Here is a 24,931-nt window from a genome sequence, read left to right as displayed (position 1 = left end):
ATAATTCATCGAACCGGGATGTCATCAGATGAGGAAACTCCTCCGTTCGGCGCGTACATACCCGTCGAGTCGAGCCGGCCCGCCGTTCGAGCAGCGTGGAGGCCTTGTGTCCACTATAGATTCGCCGCTGGCGGCTGTCCGGCACGATCTGCCCGCACACGGCACGGGCTGGGTCGACGACGTCCTGCTGGCCGGGCCCGGCAACGAGACCTGCCTCGTCCTCGGCGCGCCGATCACCCGGGCGCACCTGCGCGCCGAGGTGGCCTCCCGGCAGGCGCGGCTCATCGATGCCGGGCTGCGCCCGGGCGGCGCGATAGCGCTACGACTGCCCTCCTCGCTGGCGTACGTGGCCAACCTGCTCGCCGCCTGGCGGATCGGGGCCCAGGTGACGCTGCTCGACCACCGGCTGTCGCGCGGCGAGGTCGAGCGGGCGCTCGAACGCGTCGGCGCGCAGTTCCTCGTCCAGCCCGTCGACACCGTGCTTCCGCCGCTGCGCGGCTTCGTCACCGTCGACGAGACGGTCGTCGCGCGTCCGGCCGGTCGGCCGGCGTCGACACCGCACGCCCTCATCCAGCTCAGCTCCGGGTCCACCGGCCCGTCGAAGGTCATCGGCCGCACCGTCGACGACCTGGTCGCCGAGATCGAACGCTACACGCGCACCGACGGCGTGCCCCGGCCCGGCGAGCGGCTCGTGCTGCTCGCGTCGATGGCGCACGTGCTCGGTCTGGTCGGCGGGCTGCTCTACGCCCTGCACGCCCGCGTCACGCTCACGCTGCCCGAGCGGATGACGGTGGGCGGCGTGCTGGGCGCCATCGCGGGGGACTCCACGCCGACCACGGTGATCGGCGTGCCCGTCCATCTCGAAATGCTGATGGCCGGCCGCCCCGCTGGGCCGTTGCCGCAGTTCGTGCGGATGACCACGGCGGGCGAGCTGGTCCGGCCCGGCGTTCCCGAACGCTTCGCGGAGTGCTACGACACCGTGCTGGGCAACATGTACGGGATGACCGAGGTCGGCGTCATCGCCACCGACCTGTTCGGCGCGCACCGGCCCGCCCTGCGCCCGGCGCCCGGGATCGACGTACGGGTCGTCGACGGTGAGCTTCAGGTCCGTCGGCCCGTCACGCCGTACGTGGGGCTCGTCGACGAGAGCCGCTGGTCCGACGGCTGGCTGCGCACCCGTGACGCGGCGACGCTCGACCCCGACACGGGGCTGTTCACGATCCGCGGTCGCCTCGACTCGCAGGTGTCCATCGGAGGCCTCAAGGTCGACCTCACCGAAGTCGAACAGGCCATCCTCGACCTGCCCGGCGTCACCGAGGCGGTCGTGACGTTCGACGGCGGCGCCATCGAGGCGTACACGGCCGTCGACAAGCCGTTGACCGGTCGCGAGCTGGACGCCGCGCTGGAGGACGTCCTGGCCGCGTACAAGCGACCGCTGCGATGGCAGATCCTGGAGCGGCTGCCGCGTACGTCCAGCGGCAAGCTGGTGCGCGACGTGGCCGTGTTGCGCGCGTCGGCCGAGCCGACGTCGTCATGACGCCCCGAAACGGGACGGGTGTGGCGCGGCCGCCGACGGGCCGTCATGGCGTGGGTTCCTCCGGTGGGTCGATGAGCAGTCGGATCCCGACGGTGTCGCCCTGGCCCGGTCGGTCCTGCCCGGCGACGGCCAGCACCAGGCCCTCGGCGAGGGTGCCGCAGGCCACCCCGGCCCGACTGCCGGGCACGGGACGCAGCGGCAGCGACCCCGGCGGGTCCGGCCAGACGGTCGGCAGCACCAACGGTTGCCGTAGGCCGCCGCCGCGCAGGCCGGTGCCGCGGGCCTTGCCGATGGCCTCCTTCTGGGTCCACAGCCAGAGGAACGCGCTGGTGTGCAGCGACCCCGGCTGGTCGGTCAGCCAATCGGCGTCGGCCGGCGCCATCCAGCGCCGAGCCAACGCCGCGCCGGGCAGCGCGCGTTCGCGCTCGACGTCCACGCCGACCGGCGTCACCGCGGAGACGGCCACCGCCACCACGTCGCGTCCGTGGCTGATGCTCGCGTGCAGACCGCGCGCCGCGCCGGTGAGCCTCGGCCGGCCGTTCTGGTCCCGTGCCACGCCAACGTCGGCGGCCGGCACGCCGAGCAGGTCGGCAGCGGTGCCGACCAGATGCTCCGACGCCCGGTCCCTGGGGTCGCCGGTGATCGTCGTAATCCGCACCACGACCCATTCCATGGGAGGAGTCAAGCAATGTCAGATGAGGTTCGCCAGTCCATCGTCGATGCGCTGGCCCAGATGAACTACGACGTCGACGACGTCAACGGCGACACGGTGCTCGGCCCCGCCGGGCTGGACCTGGAGTCGCTGGCCGTCGCCGAGCTCGCCGTCCGTGTCGAGGACACCTTCGGCGTCAAGTTCACCGACGAGGAGCTGGAGAAGCTCGCCGACTACACGCTCGACCGGTTCGCCGCCGAGGTGGCCGGGCGCGCGGAGCCGGCGCGCAGCGCCCCCGTCGCACCGGCCACCTCGGTGGAGTGACGGTGGGCGACAGCGATCGCCGCGACGAGATCCTGTCGATCCTCGCCGACGTCGGCTACCGGACCGTCGACGCCTCGCGTGAGCGCATCGACTCGCTGGAGCTCGCCCGGCTGGTCTACGAGATAGAGCGGCGCTACGGCCTCGACCTCGACCTGGACGACGACGAGTTGGCGGCCATGTCCACGGTGACCGGTGCGGCGGAGATCCTCGGTCGCCTGACCCTGACGGCGGCGGAGTCGGAGTGACCCGCTCGACTGTCGTGGTCACCGGACTGGGCCTCCTGACGGCCCACGGCCGCGGTCCCGCGCCGCTGCTGGCGGCGGTGCTGGCCGGAAAACCCGCGTTCGGCGAGGTCCGTCGCTTCGACCCGGGCCGCAGCCGGGTACGGGCGGCGGCCACCCTCGCCGACACCGGCGACCTGACCGCCGAGGTGGTCGCCGTCGTGGCGGAGGCCTGCGACGACGCCGGGTTGGCACACCGGCGCGCCGAGTGCCCGCTGTACTTCGCCACCGGCACGGGCACCAGCGTGGTCCGCGCCGGCGGGGAGGGCAACGGGCCGGCCGAGCTGGCCGCCACCGTGGCCCGGCGAAGCGGGCTCGGCGGCGTCGCGCGGGTCTACACGTCGGCGTGCGTGGCGGGCAGCACCGCGCTGGCCGAGGCCGCCTCGATGATCGCCCGGGGCCGGTGTGACCGTGCCGTGGTCGCCGGGGGATTCCTCGTCGACGCCGACCACCAGGCCCTCTTCGACGCCGGCCGGGCCCTGGCCGACGACGGCGCCGTCCGCCCGTTCAGCAACGGCCGGCGCGGCATGCTGCTGGGCGACGCCGTCGTCGCCGTGGTGCTGGAGTCGGCGGCCGGCGCACAGGGACGGGGCGGGCGGGTGCGGTCCCGGCTGGCCGGCTGGGCCCGGGCCGGTGACGCCTACCACGTCTGCCAACCCGACCCCGGTGGCGCCGGGATGGCCTCGGCCATCCGGGCCGGCCTGGCCCGGGCCGCGGTGGCACCGGAGGGACTGGCCTACGTCAACGCCAACGGCACCGGCACGACACGTGCCGACGCGGCCGAGAGCAGCGCGCTGGGCGTCGGCCTCGGCGCGGCGGCCCAGTCGGTGCCGGTGAGCTCGACCAAGTCCGTGCACGGGCACGCCCTGGAGGCGTCCGGCCTGCTGGAGTTCGCGGTCACCGCACTGGCCCTCGACGCCGGCCGGCTGCCGGTCAACGCCGGTTTCACCGAGGCGGACCCGCAGTGCCCGGTACGGGTGGTGCGCGAGCCCGCCGCCATGGTGGGCCGGTACGCCCTGAGCTGCAATTTCGCCTTCGGTGGCGCCAACACCGCGCTGGTGCTGGGGGCGGTGTGACAGGCCTCGACACCGCCGACGACGCGGTCCGTGAGCTGGCCCGCGCGGTGTGGCCCGAGCCCGGTGACGCCGGCCGACCACCCGCGGTCCGCGGGTTCGTCGCCTCACCGTTCCCCCCGCTCGTCGTGGCCGTCGCCGGGCGCTGCCTGCAACGGCGCACCGGGCCGGCTGCCGTCGGGCCGACCGCAGTCGTGCTGGTCAGCGCGTACGCCGACCAGGCCACCGCGGCGGCCATCGCCGGAGAGGTGGACGGGGGCCGCCGGGTGTCGCCGATGTACTTCTTCCAATCCGTGCCGAACTCGGTCCTCGGCCACGTCGCCACCGAGTGGGCCCTGACCGGCCCGGTCGTGTCGCTCAGCCCGGCCGGCGATCCCTTCGGCGAGGGCCGGGCGGTGGCCGAGGGCCTGTTCGCCGACGGGGACGCGGCGGAGGCGCTGGTGATCGTCGTCGAACACGACGCCGACCCGGCCGATCCCTGCGGCGCGACGGCCCTGTTGCTCACGCCGGACCACGAGATGACCAGGCCGCCGACCGGCGGCGGACAAGGCGGTTGACATGACCGGATCGACCCGACCCTCGGCCACCATCACCGGCATGGGGCTGGTGACGCCCGTCGGGCGGGGGGTGGCGGACTTCTTCGCGGCGATCTGCAACGGGCGCTCCGGCCTGGTGCGTCCGCCCGAGGGGCACGGCGCGGCCGACGCCACGGAGGTGGTCGGGATCGCCCCGGACATCGACCCCACCACCGTGTTGCCGGCCAACGAGGTGCTGGCCGCCGACCGGTTCCTGGTCATGGCCCTCGCCGCCGCCGACGACGCGATGCGCGACGCGGGCCTGGAGGTCGGCCGCGACGTCGACCCACTACGGGTCGCCGTGGTCGTCTCCAGCGGAGCGGGTGGCCTCACCACGTACGAGGCGCAGGCCAAGGCCCGCGAGGCGCGCGGCCGCACCGCCGTCAGCGCGTACCTCTATCCGGGTTTCCTCCCGAACATGGCGGCCGCCCGCATCGCCATCAGGTACGGCATCCAGGGCTACAGCTCGTGCATCGCGACCGCCTGCGCGGCGAGCGCCCACGCCGTGGCGGAGGCGCTGCGGCTCATCCGGGCCGGTGACGCGGACGTGGTCGTGTGCGGCGGGGCGGAGTCGCCGCTCGGGCCGACCGGCACCGCCGGTTTCGCCAACGCGCGGGCGCTCGCCACCGGCTGGTCCGACCCGACGCAGGCGAGCCGTCCGTTCGATCGGCGACGCAACGGGTTCGTGCTCGGTGAGGGCGCCGGGATCATGGTCGTCGAGCGGGCCGACCACGCGGATGCGCGCGGGGTCGCCGGCTACGCCGACATCATCGGGTGGGGCGCCACCACCGACGCCTTCCACCCCACGTCGCCGCGGGCGGACGGCGCCGGCGCCGCGCAGAGCATGCGCCGGGCGGTCGCCGACGCCGGTGTCGCGCCCACCGACGTGGACTACATCAACGCCCACGGCACGAGCACCAAGCGGGGCGACGTGGCCGAGACCCGCGCCGTGCACACCGCATTCGGTACGTACGCCCCGGCGGTCAGCTCCACCAAGGGCGTGACCGGGCACCTACTGGGCAGCGCCGGAGCCGTCGAGGCGGCGGCGACCGCCCTGACGATCACCTACGGGATGCTGCCGCCGACCCACAACCTGGACGATCCGGACCCGGCCTGCGACCTCGACCACGTGCGGGGTCAGGCGCGCCCGGTCCGGCCCCGCGCGGTCCTGTCCAACTCCTTCGCGTTCGGCGGACACAACGTCAGCCTGATGTTCGGTCCGCCCTCCACGGCGCGGACCCGGGAGGCGGACCCGGCGGCGGTCACCACCACGGATCAACCATGAGAGGAGCGCGATGACAACGACGGAATTCACGCTGACCGACGAGGAGCGGGCCGCGCTGCCCACCGACGAGGACGTCCGGTCGTACGCCGAGCGGGGCTGGTACCTCAGCCAGAAGCTGCTCACCGACGACGAGGTGGACACGCTCGTCGCGGCCAGCGAGCGGTTCTACGCGGGTCACCGCGACCGGCGGTTGCCCCGGCGGCCGGCGAAGCTGGCCTACTGGGAGCCGGAGCACGGCGACGTGCAACGACACAACGACTACGTGCACTACGAGAGCGACGAGATCGCCGCGATCCTGCGCAAGCCGATCATCGGGGCGGTCGCCGCGCGGCTGGCGGAGGCGGCCGAGATCCGGGTGTTCCAGAGCACCTTGATCCTCAAGCCGCCGAGCCCGGGCGAGCCGACCAACATCGTGCCCTGGCACTTCGACCGTCACTACTGGCAGACGTGCACCTCCGAGCGGATGCTGACCGCCTTCATCCCGATGCACGAGTGCACCGAGGAGATGGGGACCATCACGATGGTCGACGGCAGCCACACCTGGAAGGAGGTTGGCGGCGACGACAAGACCACCCGGCACTTCGCCGAGCGCGACCGTTCCGAGCTCGAGGAACTGCTCGTCAGCAACGCCGAGTACAACGGCGCTCAGGTCAACAAGATCCCGATGCACATCCCCAAGGGCCACATGAGCTTCCACCACTGCCGTACGTACCACGGCAGTGGGGCCAACCGGAGTCCGCGCCCCCGGCGTGCCATCTCCCTGCACCTGCAGGACGGTGACAACCGGTACCGGCGGTTCCACCGCTCCGACGGCGACCTCGTCGTCTACAACCACGATTCCCTGGTACGCCGTAACGAGGCGGGTCTACCGGACTACAGCGACCCGCAGTTCTGCCCGGTCCTCTGGCGCTCCTCGACCCCGCAGAGCGAGAAGGCATGACCGTTGGCACGCCCCGGCCCGTGGCAGTCGCACGGGACCGGGGCGACAGCCGGCGCGATCCACTGCTGTGGCCGGAGGAGTGCCTCTTCGCGGTGGCCCTCACGCTGGTCGTCGGGCTCGCCCTCGTCACCGGCGCGGTCTCCTGGGCGCTGATCGCCGCGTCGGCCGTGCTGGTCGGCGCGCTGATCGCCGGGTTCGCCCTGGCGCGGCGCAGGCGTGCCGCCGCGTCCGGCGCGGCGGTACGGGCGGACGGTCCGGCGAGGCTGGCCAGGCTCGTCGGCGGGGTGGCCAGGACGTCGGTGCCGTTCCTGTCCTGCCTGGTGATCTACTCGAGTCTGCGCGCCATCACCCCGGAGCTCGACTTTCCGCTGGTCGACCCCGCGCTGATCGAGTTCGACCGCGCGGTCTTCGGCGGCGACGTCAGCCGTTGGCTCAACGACACCCTCGGTTCACCGGCGCTCACACTGTTCATGGCGATCTGCTATCTGAGCTACGGCCTGTCCCAGGGGGCGTACGCCATCTTCTCGTATCTGCGCGGCCGCCACGTGCGCGAGTACCACGACTTCGCGCTCGCGATCTCCATCACCGCGGTCGTCGGCTACTCCGGCTACGTGCTGGTGCCGGGGGTGGGTCCGCACATCTACCAGACCGACGTCTACGCCGACCCGCTCCCCGGTCACGAGGGATCGATCGGCGGCGCGCTGGACGCCATCACCGCCGTCCAGGGACCGGCGCGGGATCTTTTTCCCAGCCTGCACACCGCCATGACGGTGGTGCTGATGGTCTACCTGTGGCGCGACGCCCGTCGCCTGTTCTGGTGGTACCTGCCGATCGGCCTGGGGCTGCTGCTGTCCACGCTGTACCTGCGCAAGCACTACGCCGTCGACCTGCTGGCCGGGACGGCTCTCGCGGTACTGGCGGTGGTGGTGGCCGGACGGGTCAACCGCTGGTGGTACCGGCCCCGGACCGACCCACCCGCCGAAGCAGCTCGGTCATTCGCGCCGTAACCACCTCGACGACCTGTGGGTGGTCGAGGATGAAGTGCCCGCCGTCCACGACGGTCAGGTCGAAGCGGTCCACCGTCTCCTGCTGCCAGGCCAGCGCGCCCGCCGCGTCGGCCATCCGATCGTGGCGGCCCACCAGGGCGGCGATCGGGCACCCCAACGCCGCCCGGGGCGGCCGGGCGTAGGTCTCCGCCAGCCGCAGGTCGGTCCGCAGCACCGGCAGGGCGAGCCGCATCAGCGCCGGTTCGGCGAGGACCTCGGCCGGGGTGCCGCCGAGACGTCCCAGCGACTCGATCAGCCGGTCGTCGTCCAACGCGTGCAGGGGGCGGTGGGCGAGACCGGCGGTGGGCCCGTTGCGCCCCGTGACGATCACCAGCTCGGGGCCGGGGCCGGTGCGCGACAGCGTCGCCGCCACCTCGTACGCCAGCAGCGCGCCGAAGCTCTGCCCGGCCAGGGCGTACGGACCCGACAGCCGGCCGCGCACCGCGTCGCACGCGGCGGTCACCAGCCGGGGCCAGTCGTCGACGACCGGCTCCTGCCGGCGGACGCCGTGCCCGGGCAGCTCCACCGGCTCCACGACCACTTCGGCCGGCAGCCATCGCCTCCAGCTGGTGAAATGCGACGCGGAACCACCGGCGGCCGGGAAGCCGAACACCGTCAACGACGGCGGGCCTGAACGGCCGTTATCTCGTGCTTCTTCGGCAACCAGGACGTGATCTATCAGCATTGACATCTCGCTTCCCGTCCGATGTACTTCAACGTACAGGGAAATCATCAGGCGGGGAATGGCCGCTGCAGTTCACCGAACGGATGCGCGTGGGGGGTGCCGTGGGGATGCGCCGCGACCGTCGCTCAGCCGCCAGGGCAGGTGCCACCGACATCGCGGTGGTAGGCGTCGGTTGCCGGTTCCCCGGCGGAGTGGACGACCTCGACTCGCTGTGGCGCGTCCTGGACGAGGGGCGCGACGTCACCGGCCGAGTTCCGGCCGGGCGGCCCGGCGCCGCCTCCCTGGAAACGGTCGGCACCGGCGGGTTCCTGCCCGACATCGACCTGTTCGACGCCGAGTTCTTCGGCGTCTCGCCACACGAGGCGCGCGAGATGGACCCGCAGCAGCGCCTCCTGCTGACGCTCGCCTGGCGTGCCATGGAGCACAGTGGCGTGCCGCTGCCGGCCTGGGCGGGCAGCAACACCGGGGTCTACTTCGGCATCCTCGCGATGGACTACGCCGTCCTGCACGCCCGCACCCTCGGCGTCGACCACGTGGGGGCGCACTACGCCAGCGGTAAGGAGTTCAGCTTCGGGTCGGGCCGGGTGGCGTACACCTTCGGTCTGAACGGGCCGTGCATGACCCTGACCGCCGCCTGCGCGTCGTCGCTGCTGGCGGTGCACCTCGCCGCGCGTGCCCTGGCGGCCGGTGACTGCGACACCGCGCTGGCCGGCGGGGTGAACCTGATGGTCGGCCCCGAGCTGACCCTCTACATGCGGCGCATCCAGGCACTGTCGCCGCAGGGACTCTGCCGTCCGTTCGACGCGGACGCCGACGGCGTGGTGCGCGGCGAGGGCGGCGCGGTGGTCGTCCTCAAGAGGTACGCGGACGCCGTCGCCGACGGCGACCGGATCTGGGGCGTGATCAAGGGAAGCGCGACGAACCACGACGGCCGCAGCGCCGGCCTGACCGCACCCAACGCCGTCGCCCAGGAGCAGTTGGTGCGCGACGCGCTCCGCGATGCCGACGTGTCGCCGTCGGACATCGAGTACGTCGAGGCCCACAGCACCGGCACGCCGCTGGGTGACCCGATCGAGCTCAGCGCGTTGGCAGCGGTCTTCGGTCCCGGGCGTGCGCCGGAGCGCCCGCTGCTCGTCGGCTCGCACAAGGCCAACTTCGGCCACCTCGACTCCGCCGCCGGCATCCTCGGTCTGCTCAAGGGCCTGCTGGTCGCGCGTACCGGGGTGGTGCCACCGCAGATCAAGCTGGCGCAGCCGACACCACGGTTCGGCTGGTCCGGCTCCGGGCTGGCGGTCCCCACCACCCGTACGGCGTTGCCCCCCGCCTCCGACCGCCTCACCGGCGTCAGCGCGTTCGGTCTGTCCGGCAGCAACGTGCACGTCGTCCTCGCCGCGCCCCCACCGGAGCGCGCGGCGCAGCCGTCGGCCCCCGTGTCGTGGCCGGTGCTGGTGCTGTCCGGCCCCTCCGAGTCGGCCCTGGCCGACCAGGTCACGCGGCACGCGGCACTGCTCGACGACCCCACGACGGCGGGGTCCGACCAGCTCGGCGACCTGCTGTTCAGCACCGGTGCCCGGCGCAGTCACCACACGCACCGGCTCGCCGTGACCGGCGCGAGCGCCGCCGACCTGCGTGGCGCGTTGGCCGGTCACCAGGCCGGCGAGCGGTCTGCCAGCGCGGTCAGCGGCGAACTGCTGCACGACGGTCCGGCTTACGTGGTGCAGGTGTTCTCCGGGCAGGGCTCGCAGTACCCCGGCATGGGTCTCGACCTCTACCGCACCGACCCGACGATGCGCGCCACCCTCGACGAATGCGACGCGGTGACCCGGCGGATCGCCGGGTGGTCGCTGCTGGAGGAGCTGGATCGCGGCACCGGCAGCCGGTTGTCCGAGACCCGGTTCGCCCAACCGGCGATCTTCGCGATCCAGATCGGGCTCTCCCGACTCTGGGCCCGGTGGGGTGTCCCGCCGGACTCGGTCGTCGGCCACAGCATGGGGGAGGTCGCCGCGGCCTGTGTGGCCGGCGCGCTGTCGCTGCAAGACGCACTGCGGGTCATCGTGCTGCGGGGAGAGCTGTTGCAGCCGGCGTCCGGCAGCGGACGGATGGCCGCCGTCGCGCTCTCCGTCGACGAGGCCACCGCCGCCGTGGACCGGTACGCCGAGGTCGTGATCGCCGCGGTCAACGGACCACGCTCGGTCGTGGTCGCCGGCCCGGCGGCCGCCGTGGACCGGCTGCTGGCCGATCTGACCGGCGCCGGGGTGCGCTGCGCGCCGCTCGTCGGCGACTACGCGTTCCACAGCCCGGCGGTGTCGGCGTACGGCGACGAGTTGGAGCGCCAACTCGACGGCCTGACACCGGCCGAGCCGCGGGTGCCGATGCTGTCCAGCGTCGACCCGACCGGCGCGGTACCGGAGTACGGGCCGGCCTACTGGGGCCGCAACGTGCGCGAGCCCGTGCTGTTCTGGCCGGCGATCGACCGGCTGCTGTCCCGGCGGCCGGCGGTCTTCGTGGAGTTGGGCCCGCACCCGGTCCTGACCGGGCCGCTGGCGGCGTCACTCGTGGCCCGCTCCCGTCGTGGCGCGGCGATCGGCAGCCTGGTGCGGGGCCGACCGCCGGTGCAGACCCTGACCCGGGCCCTCGCCGAGGCGTACACCTCCGGCGTCGCGGTGGACTGGGCAGCGGTGCACGGCGAGGGTCGGCGGTATCTGCCGCTGCCGCCGGTCCGGCTCTCCGAGGAGCGGTACTGGCTGCCGACCCCCGAGTCCGTCGCCGCGCCGTCGCCGCAGGCGGTGCGGGTGGGCTCCGTCGGCTCCGCGCCTGCCGCCCCTGGCGTCGCCGGTGTGGCGCTGGGCGACCTGCGGGCCGAGGTACGCCTCATCGCGCCGGACGGCACCGTGGTGCAGACGCTGACGGGTGTCGGTGTCGGCGGTGTGACCGCCAACGGCGCGACCACCGGCGGTGCGGCTGCCAACGGCGCGACCCCCGGCGGTGCGGCTGCCAACGGCGCGACCACCGGCGGTGCGGCCGCCAACGGCGCGACCACCGGCGGTACGGATGCCGCGGGCGCGGGTGTCGGCGGTGGCGGGAGCGGCATCGGCGGCCGCGAAGCCAGCAACGGGGCCGGCGCCCGCGCTCGCACTCCCGTGGCGCGGGAGCGGATCGCCGCCCTGGTCAACGACGCCGCCGCCGAGGCTCTCGGGTACGAGCCCGGCCGCCGTCTGGCGCGCGGGCGCGGCTTCTTCGAACTGGGCATGGACTCGCTCGCCCTGGTCGCGCTCGTCAGCCGGCTCGAACGCGAGCTGGGCACCGTCCTCGGGGCTGCCGTCGGCATCGAGCACCCGACCATCGACGCGCTCACCGACCATCTCGTCGCCGAGGCGCTCCCGGCCGGGCCGCCACCTCCCGCCGCATCGACAGAGCCGGTGCGCCCGGTTGAGCCGCCCCACCAGGCTGAGCCACCGCCGATCGCCCCGACGGCGGCTGTTCCGGTCGCGTCGGTCGTACCCGGGACGGCCGAGCCGGTGGCCATCGTGGGCATCGGTTGCCGGCTGCCGCGGGCCGACGGTCCCGAGCAGTTCTGGCGGCTGCTGTCCGACGGGGTCGACGCCACCGGCGACGTACCGGCGGACAGGTGGGACGCCGAGGCGCTGCTCGGCGCCGGACCCGGCGCCCCCGGCACGGTGGTCACCCGTCGTGGCGGTTTCCTGAACCGGGTCGACCTGTTCGACAACGCGTTCTTCCGGATCTCGGCCCGTGAGGCCCGGGCCATGGACCCGCAGCAGCGGCTGTTCCTGGAGGTGGCCTGGGAAGCACTTGAGGACGCCGGGGTCACGCGGGAGCACCGGCGCTCGGCCCGGGTCGGCGTCTTCGTCGGCATGAACACCACCGACTACCAGCAGTTGCTCACCCGGCGAGCCCGGGACGTCGACCTCTACTACGGCACGGGCAACTCCTTCAGCGGCACGGCCGGCCGGTTGTCGTACTTCCTGGACGTTCGCGGCCCCAGCCTGGCGATCGACACGGCCTGCTCGTCGTCGCTGGTCGCGGTGCACCTGGCCGTGCAGAGCCTGCGCGCCGGGGAGGCCGACGTCGCGCTCGCCGGCGGGGTGAACGTGATGGTCAGGCCCACCGTGCACCTGGCCATGTCGGCCGCGGGCGCGCTGTCGCCCGACGGTCGCTGCAAGACCTTCGACGCCAGCGCGGACGGCTACGGGCGCGGTGAGGGCGCCGGCGTGGTGGTGCTCAAGACACTCGCGCAGGCCGAGCGCGACGGCGACCGGGTCTACGCCGTGATCCGTGGCAGCGCGGTCAACCACAACGGCGCGAGCGGCGGCCTGACCGTGCCCGGCGGCGAGGCACAGGAGGAGCTGATCCGCACGGCGCTCGCCGCCGGCGGCGTCGCCGCGTCGGACGTGGACTACCTGGAGGCGCACGGCACCGGCACGGTGCTCGGCGACGCCGTGGAGCTACGGGCGATGGCACGTGCGCTCGGCGGCGGGCGACCGCCGGACCGGCCGCTGCTGGTCGGATCCGTCAAGACCAACATCGGCCACCTGGAGGCGGCAGCCGGTATCGCCGGGCTGATCAAGACCGCGCTGGCGCTGCGACACGGCGAGCTGCCCGCGCACCTGCACGTCGCCCGTCCCACACCTCAGGTGGACTGGGCGCGGCTGCCGGTCCGGATCACCACGTCCACGACGGCCTGGCCGGCCACCGGCGGGCGACCCCGGGTCGCCGGGGTGAGCGCGTTCGGATTCACCGGGACCAACGCCCACGTGGTGCTCAGCGGGCCGGCCACCCCGGCGGCGCGGAACGGGCACCTGCCATCGGGCGTCGCCGCGTCCGGCGGGGCCGGCGCGATCAGGTCCGGCCGTGCTCACCTCCTGGTCCTGTCGGCCGCCGGGGACGGCGCCCTGGCCGCCGCGCGGGAGAGCTTCGCCGACGTACTGGCCGGGCAGGCCGGCGGGGACATCGGCGACATCTGCTACGCCGCGGCGGCCCGCCGCGTTCACCTGGAGCACCGGCTGGCGGTGGTCGGTCGCGGGATCGCCGACCTCGCGGCCGGGCTGTCCGGTGGCGACGGCGCGCACCAGGGCGCGACGTCCGCCGAGGCCGAACGCCTGGTCCTCGTGTACGGGGACCAGGCGTCGGTCGACTGGCGTGCCCTCGATCGCGACGAGCCCGCTTTCCGGGCCACGTTGGACGCGCTCGACGACAGCGGCGCGCTGCGTACGGCGCTGACGGCCGGCGACGCGGATCGGGGCGAGCCGGTCGCCGTCCTGGCCGTCCAGCTCGCGCTCACCGCCGTCTGGGAGGCACACGGGGTACGGCCCGACGCGGTCGTCGGACGTGGCATCGGTGAGTTGGCGGCCGCCTGCGCGGCGGGTGTGCTCGACCGGGCGCGGGCGATCGGCGCGGCGTTCGACGGCACGACGGTCACCGTGGCGGCACCCACCGGCACGTCCCCGGCAACCGTGCTGTGGCTCGCCTCGGCGGGCGGGCCGGTGACCGGTCCACACCCGGTGCCCGTGCGGACACCGGCGTCCGGCTGGGACGCGCTGGCCGTGCCGCTCGCGGCGGCGGGAGAGCGGGTGTGGCTCGCGGTCGACGCCGGGCCGGACGCCGCGGCCGTCGCCGCCGCAGGGGAGGCCAGCCTCCTGGCGGTCGGCGCGGATCTGGGCCGCCCGGAGGGTTTCCTGGACGTCATCGCCCAACTCCACGTGGTCGGTGTCGGCATCGACTGGGAGAGGCTGTTCGGCCGCCGCCCGTACCGGGCGGTGCTGCCGCGCTATCCGTGGCAACGCCGCCGGCACTGGGCGGACACACCGGACCCGACGGCCGGTCCGGCACCGGTGGCCGACCGGCCCGCCGCCGCGACCGCGACACCGGCTGTCACGACCACTCCGGCTGTCACCGCCGTCACCCTGCCCGACGACGTCCGGGACCGCGCCGCCGCGCGTACGTTCACCGTCCGCTGGCGTCGCGTCCCGCCGCCCGCCCCGGAGGCGGCGACCGGGCGGTGGCTGGTCGTTCCGCTCACGGGCGCTTCCGTCGAGGCGGGTCAGCGGGTGGTCGACGGTCTGCGGCTCGCCGGCGTCGAGGTCACCTGGCGGCCACCGTCCGCCGGCTCAGGGTCGGAGGACGACCGGGACGGTAGGCCGACCGGTGGCGTACGGGAGGGCGACCTGCCGCCGTGGGCCGATGCCCCGCCGGACCACGGGATCGTGCTGGTCGCGGCGGCACCACCCGGCAGTGTGCCGGTCGACGTCCTGGTGGCGGGTGTCGTGCGGGCAGCACGTCAGCTTCGCGCCGGACTCGACGTGCCGCCCGGTCAATTGCGCGTCGTCACCGCCGGGGCGTACCAGCCGACCGGCGTCGGCGAGGTGGACCCGGCGCAGGCGGCGGTGTGGGCGGCCGGGCGGGTACTCGCCATGGAGGCCGCGCCCGGGTGGGGCGGTCTGGTCGACGTCGACCCGCACCTGCTCGGCACCGCGCCGCACCCGGCGGGCGACGAGCCGGGCCGGGCGGGCGACGGGCCGCACCCGACGGGCGACGAGCCGGGCCGGCAGGACGCCGGCTGGACTCCCGGCGACGCCGCCGGACTCGCCGCAGCGCTGACCGCGCCGCGCGGGCCCGCGACCGAGTCGGCCGAGGACGAGGTGCTCCTGCGCGAAGGCGCCTGGTACGCCGCCCGGTTGTCCTCGGCGGACCCGCTGCCGACCGCGCTGCCCGAGTTCGCCTGTGATCCGGACGCCTGGTATCTGGTGACCGACGCGCTGCACCCGGCCAATCGGCCGTTCGTGGACGTGCTCGTACGCGGCGGCCTGCGTCGGCTGATCGTCGGGGACGCCACACCGCTCGACGCCACACCGCTCGACACTTCACCGCCCGGCGGTGCGACCTCGGAGGACGTCCGGCTCGCCGAGCTGGCAGCGGCCGGCGTGCAGGTGCGGCGCATCGACCTCACGGCCGACGACCGATCGACGGCAGACCGCGGGGCGGACGACCGCTCGGCGACGGGCCGCGGTGGCGACCATGGATCGCCGGCAGGCGACGCGGCGGATCTCGCGGCCGACCTGGCGTCGGAGGCGTTGGGTGCCCCGCTCGGTGGTGTGCTGCTGGTCGGAATGCCCACGTCGGCCGCCCCGCTCGACACCCTCGACGCGGGCGCGGTGTCGTCGGCCGTGCGCTGGGCCGAGGTCGTACACCGGCTGGACCTGGCGACCCGTGACCTCGCGCCGCCGCTGTTCTGCGTGACCGGCGCGGCGGCCGCGGTCTGGGGGGCCACCGGGATGGCCGCGCGGGCGGCCGCCGAGGGCGCGGTCGACGCGGTGACCGCGGCCCGGGAGCGGGCCGGTCTACCCGTGCAGGTGGTGCGGTTCATGCCCGTCGACGATCCGGCCGAGCTGTCCCGTCGGGACCGGATGGTGATGGTCGACAGCGGTCTGCGGCCGCTGGCCGGCGCGGAGGTGGGCGAGGCCTTCGCGGTGGCGCTCCGGGCGGGCCTGACCCAGGTCACGGTGGCGGACGTCGACGCGCCCCGGTACGCGCGGGTGTGCCGGGAGCGGGCCGACCGCGCGTTCCTGGCCGAGGTGGGCGTCGAGTCCGTGGCGAGCGACGGTCGGTCGGCGGAGGCCGGGTCGCCGGTCGCGCCGCTGGCCGCCGTCGTGCTGGCGCTGCCGGCCGAGCAGCGGGCCGAGCGCCTGTTGGAGGCGGTGCTCGACGCGGTGGCCGAGGTGCTGGGTGAGGCGTCCGGGGTGGACGTGCTGCCCCACCAGGGCTTCTTCGACCTCGGCATGGACTCGGTGATGTCGCTGAGCCTGCGCGGCTGGCTGGAACGCGCGCTGGGAGTGGACCTGCCGGCGACGCTCACGTTCGAGTTCCCCAACGCGGCGGCGCTCACCGACCACCTGCTGACGCTGCTCGCTCCGGCCGCTGCCCCGGCCCGGTCGAGCGCGCCGACCACCACGCGGGCGGCCACGGCGACCGCCGGGCCGGCAACCGCGGTGAGTGGCGGGCCCGACAGCGCCGATGACGACCTGGCGGCGCTGTCCGAGGACGAGCTGATCGCGCGGCTGTCGGCCGCGCTCGCGGAGGGAGGCTGAGATGTCGACGACCGCTTCGCGTACCCCGGACAGCCGCCGGCTCATGGCCGACGCGCTGCGCACCATCGAGGACCTGCGTCGCCGCCTGGCCGACAGCCGCGACGGTTGGTTGGACGAGCCGATCGCCATCGTCGGGATGGCCTGCCGGTTTCCCGGCGGCGCGCACTCACCGGAGGAGTTCTGGACGCTGCTGCGCAACGGGGTGGACACCACCTCGGAGTTCCCGGCGGAGCGCGCCGACGCCCGCGCGTACCACGACCCGGACCCGGAGGCGCCCGGCAAGGCGTACACGATCCGGGGTGCCTTCCTGGACCAGGTCGACCGGTTCGAGCCGGAGGCGTTCGGGATCTCCCCGCGCGAGGCGCTGGGCATGGACCCGCAGCACCGCATCGCGCTGGAGATCTGCTGGGAAGGGCTGGAGCGCGCCGGCTACGCGCCCGACCGGCTCGACGGATCCCGCACCGGCGTCTACTTCGGACTGAGCACCACCGACTACGTACGCGCCCGGCAGTCCGTCGGCGACATCGACGACGTCGACTTCTACCAGCTCACCGGCGAGCCCAGCTTCCTGGCCGGCCGCATCTCGTACCTGCTCGGCCTGCGCGGGCCGAGCAAGGTCGTCGACACCTCCTGCTCGTCGTCGCTGGTCGCCCTGCACGAGGCGTGCCAGGCGCTACGGCTGCGGGAGTGCGACCTGGCGTTGGCGGGCGGGGTGAACCTGCTGCTGTCCCCGTACGGCTTCGTGATGATGAGCAAGTTCCGCGGGCTGTCCGCCGACGGGCGGTGCAAGACCTTCGACGCGTCGGCCGACGGCTACGCCCGCGGCGAGGGCGCCGGTGTCGTGGTGCTCAAGCGGCTGTCCGCCGCCCTGGCCGACAACGACCCGATCGTCGCGGTCGTCCGTGGCTCGGCGGTCAACCACGACGGTCGCTCCAGCGGCCTCACCGTGCCGAACCCGCTGGCGCAGCAGGACGTGGTCGGCGCGGCTCTGGCCCAGGCCGGCGTCGGTCCGGACGACGTGGACTACGTCGAGGCGCACGGGACGGGCACCTCGCTGGGCGACCCCATCGAGCTGCGCTCGCTGGAAGCCGTCATCGGCCGGCACCGCCGCCCTGACGACCCGCTGCTGGTGGGCTCGGTGAAGACGAACATCGGGCACCTGGAGCCGGCCGCCGGCATCGCTGGCCTGTTCAAGGTCGTGCTCGCGATGTCCAACGGCGAGATCCCACCGCACCTGCACCTGACCGAGCCCAACCCGAACCTGGACTGGTCCGGCCTGCACGTGCGGGTCCCCGTGACCTGTACGCCGTGGCCGGATCGGGGCCACCCGCGCACCGGCGCGGTGAGCAGCTTCGGGGCGAGCGGGACGAACGCGCACGTCGTGCTGGCGGCACCGCCGGCCGCTGCCGATCGTGCTGGCACCCAGCCGCCGTACGGGTTGTTCCTGGCCTCCGCGCGTACCGAGGAGGCGCTGCGCGAGATGGCCGACCGGCACGCGCGGTGGCTGCGCGGCCCGCACGCGGTGTCCCTCGGCGACGCCTGCTACACGTCGCACGTCGGCCGCGCGGTCCAGACCCACGGCCTCGCGGTCACCGCCGCCGACACCGACGAGCTGGCGGATGCCCTGTCAACGTACGCGCAGGGCCGCCACCCGCGCGCCCTGACGGTCGCCGCGCTGCCCCGCCGCCGCGATCGCAAGGTCGCCTGGCTGTTCACCGGCCAGGGCGCCCAGTACCCGGGCATGGCCCGGGGGCTGTTGGGGAACGCCGCCTTCCGCGCCGCGTTCGAGGAGGCTGCGGCGCTCTTCGACAGTGAGCTGCCCCGCCGGTTGGCGGACGTGCTCTGGGCCGACGGCCCGACGCCGCTCGACGACACCCGGTACACGCAGCCGGCGCTGTTCGCGGTCGAGTACGCCCTGGCCCAGATGTGGCTCTCCTGGGGCCTGCGGCCGGCCGCGGTGGCCGGCCACAGCGTCGGTGAGCTGGTCGCCGCCTGCGTCGCCGGTGTCCTGGACCTGCCCGCCGCCGCGACGCTCGTCGCCGCGCGGGCGCGGTTGATGGCCGAGCTGCCGGCGGGCGGCGCGATGGCCGCCGCGGGCTGCGCGGAGGAGGTCGCCGTCGCGGCGATCGACGGGTACGCGGACACGGTCGCCGTCGCGGCCGTCAACGGGCCGGCCGACGTCACGATCTCCGGTCACGCCGCGCATCTGGCCACCGTCCTGGAGCGGCTGGCGACCGACGGCGTCCGTACCCGGCGGCTGGCCGTGTCGCACGCGTTCCACTCGCCGCTGATCCGGCCCATGCTGGAACCGTTCCGGTCGGTGCTGGCCGGGCTGTCGTTCGGCCCGCCGCGCATCCCATTGGCGTCAAACGTCACCGGCCGACTGTTCGGCGACGACGACCTCGGCCCGGACTACTGGCTGCGGCACGCGGCCGGGGCGGTCCGCTTCCGCGACGGGGTGCGCGCGTTGCACGACGCGGGCGTACGTACCTTCGTGGAGCTCGGGCCCGCGCCCGTGCTGACGGCCCTCGCCGCCCGCTCGCTCGCCGGCGAGCCGGACTGCGCGTTCGTGCCCACGCTGCGGCGGGGCGGCGAGGACCTGCGTGAGGTGCTCGGCGCGGTCGGCACCGTGAGTCTGCGGGGTGCGCGTCCGGACTGGCGGGCCTTCCACGAGGGCGAGGACGTGCGGGCGGTACCGCTGCCGACGACACCGTGGCGCGGCGCGCACTACTGGTTCCGCGAGGTCGGACCGGCGGCCGCGCCGGTCGCGGCCGCCACCGAGGAGACCGGGGCCGCCGTCGTGCCCGGCGACATCCCGGGCGTCGGCCGCCGCCTTCCCGGGCCCGTGCCGGCGTACGAGGTGACGTCCCAGGCGCTGCCCGGCGAGTCGCCGGATCTCGGCGCAATGCTGGACGTGGCGATCCGGGCCGCCACGGACTGCCTGGGCGGCGGGTGGCGGTGCGCCGAGGAGTTGAGCCTGCACGCGTCGGTGCCTACCGGCGACCGGGGTCACCTGCGGCTCACCGTCACCGCGCGGGAGGACGGTTCGGCCGCCTGGGAGCTGGTCGGGTCCACGGCGGCACGCGAAGCGCTGGCCGCGCCGTGGATCCGCCACGCCAGCGGGGTACTGCGGCGCCGGTGGCCGGCCGGCCGCCCGTACCCCGACGAGGGCACCGACGTCGAGACCGCACCGGAGATCTCGGTGCCGGACGGCGCGGGCTGGTTCGAGGTGCTCGACGCGGCGCGGGTCGCCGTGACGGCGGCGGGCGCGGTCGATCCGGACGTCGGGTCGACGCTGGCCGGTTGCGGCGCGCTCGGCGGCCCGCCCGCGACGTCGGGTGACCTCGTGCCGCCGGGCGGCGTACGGGCGGTGCGGGTCCGCGCCGGGTCCCTGCGGCCGGTCGGCGACGCGCTGACCGGGGCCGTCGACCTGCTCGACGCCGACGGTGTACCGATCGGGTACGCGCAGGACGTGACCGTCGCGCCGGTTCCCGCGCCGACGCACTGGGCGGCGCCGGCCGACCTGCTCTACGAGCTGACCTGGGTGCCCCTGCCCGGGCCGTCCCCGCAGCCACCGGCCGACCTGGCCGGACAGAGCTACCTGCTGGTGGCCGACCCGACGGGATCGGACGCCGCGCTGGTGACCGGGCTGGCCGCGCTGCTGCGCGAGCGCGACGCCGCCGTGACGGTGGCCGCGCCGCCGATGGTGGGCCAGGGGCCGGACAGCCGGCCGGACCCGGATGCCGTCCGGGAACTGGTCGCCACCTGGTCCGCCGGCCCGGGTCGTCCCCGGCTCGCGGTGGTCCTGACCGGGCTCGACGCGCCTGCGGCCGAGGACTGCGACGCCGCGAGCCTTCAGGAGTACGCGGGGCGCGCGGACCTGACGACCCTCGCCCTCCTGCGCGCGATGCTCGACGACCCGGAGTGCGCCGACGCCCGGCTCACGCTGGTGACCCGCGCCGCCCTGCGGGTGCCGACGGAGACCGCCGTCCCGGACGCGGTCGCCCCGGTCGCCGGCACGCTGTGGGGCCTGGGCCGGGTGCTGGCGCTGGAGCACCCGGACCGGTGGGGCGGCGCGATCGACCTGGACCCGCAGCGCCGACCCGGCGAGGAACTGCTGCTGCTGACCGCGCTGACCACGGGCGGGCTGATCCCCGGTGACCCGTCCGGCGTCGGCTCCGCCGACGCCCAGGACGGCTACGACGACCAGCAGGCGCTGCGCGCCGACCGTCGGTACGCGCTGCGCCTGACGCCCGCGCCAGCACTGTCACCCGAGGCGTTGCGCCGTCGGCCGCCGGTCCACGGCGAGGCCACGTACCTGATCACCGGGGCGTTCGGCGGGATCGGCCTGGCCGTCGCGGAATGGCTGGCCCGCGCCGGCGCCGGCCGCCTGGTGCTGCTCGCCCGCACCCCGCTGCCCGAGCGGGACGGTTGGGCCGACGCGACCGGGGAGGCCGCGCGGCGGATCGACGCGGTGCGGCGGCTGGAACGGTTGGGGACCACCGTCGACGTGGTCGCCGCCGACGTGGTCGACGAGGCCGCGATGACCGCCGTGTTCGCCGCGTTGGCGGGCGACCCCCGGCCGCTGCGCGGTGTGGTCCACGCGGCCGGCGTGTCCGAGCCCGAGTTCGCCCGTACGGCAACCGACGCGGCGTACCGGCGGGTGTGGCGACCGAAGGTGATCGGCGGCTGGCTGCTGCACCAGCTCACCCGCGGCACGGAGCTGGATTTCTTCGTCGGCTTCTCGTCGATCGCCGCGACCTGGGGCTCGCAGCACCTGGCCAGTTATGCGGCCGGCAACGCGTTCCTGGACGCGCTGGCCGGGCACCGCGACGCCGCCGGCCTGCCGGCGCTGTCCGTCGCCTGGGGCCCGTGGGACCTGCCCTCCGCCCTCTTCGGCGACGAGGTGCTGGCGTTCCTGAAGGCCACCGGGCTGCGGCCGTTGCCGGCCGAGCAGAGCATCCGGATGCTGATGGCGCTCGCGGCCGGCGACGCCGCGCAGCGGGTGGTGTGCGCGGTGGACTGGTCGGTGTTCAAGCCGGTCATGCAGGCCCGCACGGAGCGGCCGATGCTGCGCGGCATCACCGCCGACGAACCGGCCGTGGACGACGTCGCGGAGGCGCCGCTGGTGGCCGGCCTACGCGCCGAGCGCGACCCGCGCCGGGTGCGGGCCACGCTCGGCGCGTACGCGGTCGAGTTGGCGACGGACGTCCTGGGCGCCGGTTCGGGGGCCCTCGACGAGGAGAGCGACGTGCTGGCCAGCGGGATGGACTCGCTGATGGTCATGGACGCCGTCCGGCGCTGCCGGCGGGATCTCGGCCTCACCGTCCGTGCCGGTGACCTGCTCACCCTCGCCACCCCGGCGCAGTGGGCCGACCTGTTCGCCGGGCTGCTGGCCGACCGGTCCGGCGACGCCGCAGCCGACGGCCAGCCCGCCGAGGACCAGGGCGGCGACGACCTGGCGGGTGACGAGGCCAGTGATCCGGCGTGGATCGCGGGCGACGTGACCCTCGCGCCGGACATCACGGTGGTCGGCGACCCGCCGGCCCGGGTGCGCGATCCCCGGCACGTCCTGCTGACCGGCGCGACCGGCTTCGTCGGCGGCTACCTGCTGCACACCCTGCTCGAATCGACAAGCGCCCGGGTGTGGTGCCTGGTGCGGTGCGCCGACGAGGCGGCCGGCCTGCGGCGGCTACTGGACAACATGGAGCGCTATCTCCCGCTGCCGGCCACCGCCGTCGACCGGATCACGGTGCTCCCCGGCGACCTGGCCCGACCCGGGCTGGGCCTGACCACCGACCGGTACGACGAACTCGCCGACCTGCTGGACGGCATCTACCACTGCGGCGCGCGGGTGCACTTCGGCTACAACTACCGGCAACTGCGGCCGGACAACGTCACGGGCACCGAGGAGATCCTGCGGTTGGCCGCGCGCGGCCGGCCGACCGCGGTCCACCACGTCTCGACGTACGGCATCTGGGGTCTGCCGGCCCCCGGCCGCGACGTCGTCGGCGAGGACGACGACATCACCACGGCCGGTCGGCTGGTGACCGGCTACGTCCAGACCAAGTGGGCGTCGGAGCGGCTGGTCGAGCTGGCCCGCGCGCGCGGCGTGCCGGCCGACATCTACCGGCCGGGCCGGGTGCTGGGCGACTCCCGCACCGGCGCGAGCCTGACCACCCACTTCACCACCCGCGTGATGAAGGGCTGCGTGCAGCTCGGGTTGGCGCCGGACATCGACATCAAGGTGGAGATGACGCCCGTCGACTACGTGGCGAGCGCGCTGGTGCACATCTCCCGGTACGGCCCGGCCCTGGGTGGCACGTACCACCTGGTGAGTCCGTACAAGGCACTCTTCGCGGACGTGGTGCGCGCGCTGCGTCGGCACGGCTTCCCGGTCGAGGTCGTACCCGTCGAGGAGTGGTGGCAGGCGCTCAAGGCGACCTACGCCGTCGGCACGAACGAGCTGCACCCGGTCATGCCGGTGGTTCAGGAGTTCGTGGTCGGCGGTGAGGAGGCCGTCCACTACGCCGTCGACAACACCGAGGAACAACTGCGGGGCACCGACGTCCGGTGCCCGCCGTTGGACGACGACCTACTCGACATCTATCTGCGCTGGATGGTGCGGACCGGCTACCTGCCCGCTCCCACAGCGATGAAGGAGCTTGAGCGACATGACTGATCATCCGCGCGGCACACCGGAGTACGACGTCGCGATCATCGGGTCCGGCCTGTCCGGCACCATGCTGGCCGCCTGCCTGGCCCGTAACGGCGCGAAGGTGCTGATCGTTGACGGCACGACCCATCCGCGGTTCGCCATCGGCGAGTCGACCATCCCGGCGACGTCGATGATGATGCGGCTGGTCAGCGAGCGGTACGGGGTCCCCGAGATCAAGTGGCTGTCCACCTTCGAGGGCGTCCAATCCAAGATCAACACGACCTCGGGGGTCAAGCGCAACTTCGGGTTCGTCTACCACCGGCCGGGGGAGCGCCAGGACCCGCGCGAGACCCACATGTTCCCGATCCCCAAGGTCACCCACACCGAGAGCCACTTCTACCGCCAGGACATCGACAACTGGATGCTGACGGTCGCCGCCAAGTACGGCACCACCGTCCGCCAGCAGGTGCGGATCACCGGCGTGGAGATCGACGACGACGGTGCCACGCTCAACCACACGGGCGGCCACTTCCGGGCCAAGTTCGTGGTCGACGCCAGCGGCTTCCGGTCGGTGCTGGCCGAGCAGTTCGGCCTGCGCGAGGAGCCGACCCGGTTCCGCCACCAGTCACGGTCGCTGTTCACCCACATGGTCGGCATCCGACCGTACGACGAGCTGGCGCCCAAGTCCCGCTACGGGCATCCCAGCCCGTGGCACGACGGCACGCTGCACCACCTGTTCCGCGGTGGCTGGATGTGGGTGATCCCGTTCGACAACCACCTGCGGGGCACCAACGACCTGTGCAGCGTCGGCCTCCAGCTCGACCCGCGGATCCACCCGGTACCGGACTGCTCCCCCGAGGAGGAGTTCCGCCGGTTCATCGCGCAGTACCCGGACGTCGAACCGCAGTTCGCCCAGGCGCGGTCGGTGCGGGACTGGACCCGCACCGGCCGCCTGCAGTACTCGTCGCGGCAGACGGTCGGTTACCGCTGGTGCCTCACCTCGCACGCGGCCGGCTTCCTGGACCCGCTGTTCTCCCGAGGCCTGTCGAACTCGCTGGAGACGATGCACGCGCTGGTGCACCGGCTGCTCTCCGCGATCGAGGACGACGACTTCTCGGTCGAGCGGTTCGAGTACATGCAGGAGTTCGAGCAGGGTCTGCTCGACTTCAACGACGACCTGGTCGCCAACGCGTACACGTCGTTCGGTGACTGGCGGCTGTGGGACGCCTGGTTCCGCATCTGGTCGCTCGGACAGTTCATCGCCACCTTCGAGGTGAACCGGGCGTACGCCCGCTTCCTGGACACCCGCGACCCGGCCGTGCTGGCCCCGCTGGAGCGGCCGTGGTGGCGGGGACGGGTCATCCCGCAGGACTCGCCGTACGGGGCGGTCATGGCTCTGTTGCAGCAGGTCAACGACATGACCCGGGCCGTGCAGGAGGGGCGGGCCGATTCCGGTGAGACGGCCGCCGAGCTGCTGCGGCTGCTGCGCGAGGCGGACTTCGTGCCGCCCGCGTGGGGTCTGGCCGACCCGGACAACCAGTGGACCGACGCCAACCTCTTCGAGATCGGCAAGACCCTGCGCTGGGCCCGCACGAAGGCGCCGAAGGCCGTCGGCGACCTCACGTACGAGGGTCTGACGCTCTTCATGAAGAAGCGCTTCTCGCGCGGCGAGTTCGCCGTCGGCGAGGAACTCAAGCACCTCATGGCGCGCTGGCCCGTGGTGGGCAAGCGACTCCGCGTCCCGTCGCCGAAGTGAATCCAATGGATAAGGAG

13 protein-coding genes are annotated in these 24,931 nt (G+C 74.2%); 11 read left to right on the top strand and 2 right to left on the bottom strand.

What is annotated here, in order from left to right; genetic code table 11:
• Positions 1–115 precede the first annotated feature (115 nt).
• Complete coding sequence (locus ACN269_RS07675) at positions 116–1,537, top strand: class I adenylate-forming enzyme family protein (protein WP_421476221.1); 1,422 nt, start codon at positions 116–118, stop codon at positions 1,535–1,537.
• Positions 1,538–1,580: 43 nt separating this feature from the next.
• Here ACN269_RS07675 and ACN269_RS07670 read toward each other — a convergent pair whose 3' ends face one another.
• Positions 1,581–2,210: a 4'-phosphopantetheinyl transferase family protein gene (locus ACN269_RS07670; protein WP_421471760.1), complete on the bottom strand. Its 630-nt coding sequence runs from the start codon at positions 2,208–2,210 to the stop codon at positions 1,581–1,583.
• Between the two features lie 15 nt (positions 2,211–2,225).
• On the opposite strand from ACN269_RS07670, the gene ACN269_RS07665 reads away from it, so the two are divergent.
• The 7 genes from ACN269_RS07665 to ACN269_RS07635 are packed head-to-tail and all read left to right on the top strand — an operon-like array spanning position 2,226 to position 7,674.
• Positions 2,226–2,513, top strand: a complete 288-nt coding sequence (locus ACN269_RS07665) for an acyl carrier protein (protein WP_421471759.1) — start codon at positions 2,226–2,228, stop codon at positions 2,511–2,513.
• A 2-nt stretch (positions 2,514–2,515) separates the two neighbouring features.
• Complete coding sequence (locus ACN269_RS07660) at positions 2,516–2,758, top strand: hypothetical protein (protein ID WP_421471758.1); 243 nt, start codon at positions 2,516–2,518, stop codon at positions 2,756–2,758.
• Positions 2,755–3,870: a beta-ketoacyl-[acyl-carrier-protein] synthase family protein gene (locus tag ACN269_RS07655; RefSeq protein ID WP_421471757.1), complete on the top strand. Its 1,116-nt coding sequence runs from the start codon at positions 2,755–2,757 to the stop codon at positions 3,868–3,870. The genes ACN269_RS07660 and ACN269_RS07655 overlap by 4 nt, the downstream gene beginning before the upstream one ends.
• On the top strand, positions 3,867–4,424 hold the full coding sequence (locus ACN269_RS07650) for a beta-ketoacyl synthase chain length factor (RefSeq protein ID WP_421471756.1): 558 nt from the start codon (positions 3,867–3,869) through the stop codon (positions 4,422–4,424). Before ACN269_RS07655 ends, ACN269_RS07650 begins: the two co-directional genes overlap by 4 nt.
• A 1-nt stretch (position 4,425) precedes the next feature.
• Positions 4,426–5,727, top strand: a complete 1,302-nt coding sequence (locus tag ACN269_RS07645) for a beta-ketoacyl-[acyl-carrier-protein] synthase family protein (RefSeq protein ID WP_421471755.1) — start codon at positions 4,426–4,428, stop codon at positions 5,725–5,727.
• A gap of 10 nt (positions 5,728–5,737) precedes the next feature.
• The gene (locus ACN269_RS07640; protein WP_421471754.1) at positions 5,738–6,667 is read left to right on the top strand and encodes a phytanoyl-CoA dioxygenase family protein; all 930 of its coding nucleotides are present in this window, start codon (positions 5,738–5,740) and stop codon (positions 6,665–6,667) included.
• Between the two features lie 20 nt (positions 6,668–6,687).
• Positions 6,688–7,674 (top strand): phosphatase PAP2 family protein, encoded by a 987-nt coding sequence (locus tag ACN269_RS07635; RefSeq protein WP_421471753.1) that lies wholly within the window; start codon positions 6,688–6,690, stop codon positions 7,672–7,674.
• On the opposite strand, the gene ACN269_RS07630 is transcribed toward ACN269_RS07635, so the two are convergent.
• Positions 7,607–8,398, bottom strand: a complete 792-nt coding sequence (locus tag ACN269_RS07630) for a thioesterase II family protein (RefSeq protein ID WP_421476219.1) — start codon at positions 8,396–8,398, stop codon at positions 7,607–7,609. The genes ACN269_RS07635 and ACN269_RS07630 overlap by 68 nt on opposite strands.
• Positions 8,399–8,505: 107 nt before the next feature.
• Here ACN269_RS07630 and ACN269_RS07625 point away from each other — a divergent pair, with 107 nt between their 5' ends.
• From ACN269_RS07625 to ACN269_RS07615, 3 genes are read left to right on the top strand one after another with little or no spacing between them, the layout of a single operon-like run.
• Entirely contained in the window at positions 8,506–16,500 is a 7,995-nt protein-coding gene (locus ACN269_RS07625) for a type I polyketide synthase (RefSeq protein WP_421471752.1), read from the top strand.
• Between the two features lies 1 nt (position 16,501).
• Positions 16,502–23,182: a thioester reductase domain-containing protein gene (locus ACN269_RS07620; protein ID WP_421471751.1), complete on the top strand. Its 6,681-nt coding sequence runs from the start codon at positions 16,502–16,504 to the stop codon at positions 23,180–23,182.
• Positions 23,175–24,914, top strand: coding sequence for an NAD(P)/FAD-dependent oxidoreductase (locus ACN269_RS07615; RefSeq protein ID WP_421471750.1), 1,740 nt, complete (start codon positions 23,175–23,177; stop codon positions 24,912–24,914). The genes ACN269_RS07620 and ACN269_RS07615 overlap by 8 nt, the downstream gene beginning before the upstream one ends.
• Positions 24,915–24,931 lie beyond the last annotated feature (17 nt).

This window comes from Micromonospora sp. WMMD736, assembly GCF_049179015.1.
Lineage (GTDB): Bacteria > Actinomycetota > Actinomycetes > Mycobacteriales > Micromonosporaceae > Micromonospora.
The sequence above is the reverse complement of the archived record's forward strand: the minus strand, read 5'-3'. Positions and strand labels throughout refer to the sequence as shown.